Below are 542 nucleotides of genomic sequence, written 5' to 3'. Positions count from 1 at the left end.
ACAAGGCGACCGCGACCTATGAGGCGAAGGAGCTGGAGGTCACCAGCCCTGTCATGCGTGAATTGGAGCGGGTGATCATGCTCCGTGTGGTGGATGAATACTGGATGGAGCACATCGATGCCATGAACGACCTGAAGCAGGGCATCCGGCTCCGCGCCTATGGCAACACCGACCCTGTCATCGCCTATAAGCAGGAGTCCCTCACCATGTTCGAGGAGATGATCGCCGCCATCCAAGAGGAGACCGTCCGCCGCATCTACTCCGTCCGGCTTAAGAGCAACGAGGAGATCAAGCGGGAGCGGGTGGCCTCCGCCATCACCGAAAATGTGGGCGGCGATCAGACCGTCAAAAAGCAGCCCCGCAAGGTGGCAAAAATCGGGCGCAACGATCCCTGCCCCTGCGGCAGCGGCAAGAAATACAAGCAGTGCTGTGGAAAATAGAAGTTTAGAATTTTGACGCAGGCCCCTGCGAGGGGGGCGAGAGTTTCCCCGGCTCCCGCGCGGGGCGGCTCCCGCCGGGGTGCCCTCCCGGGCGGGGCGGCT

The 542-nt window shown here is 62.2% G+C and carries 1 protein-coding gene; it reads left to right on the top strand.

The annotated features are described in order from the left end of the window. Window positions 1-440, top strand: a 440-nt coding sequence (locus tag RRY12_13410) for an SEC-C metal-binding domain-containing protein (GenBank protein MEG2185667.1), incomplete at its 5' end; no start/stop codon positions are given. Window positions 441-542 lie beyond the last annotated feature (102 nt).

Origin of the sequence: Cloacibacillus sp. (assembly GCA_036655895.1) — a bacterium.
Classification (GTDB): domain Bacteria; phylum Synergistota; class Synergistia; order Synergistales; family Synergistaceae; genus JAVVPF01.
Note: the sequence above shows the minus strand (reverse complement) of the source record. Positions and strands in the feature narration are given on the sequence as shown.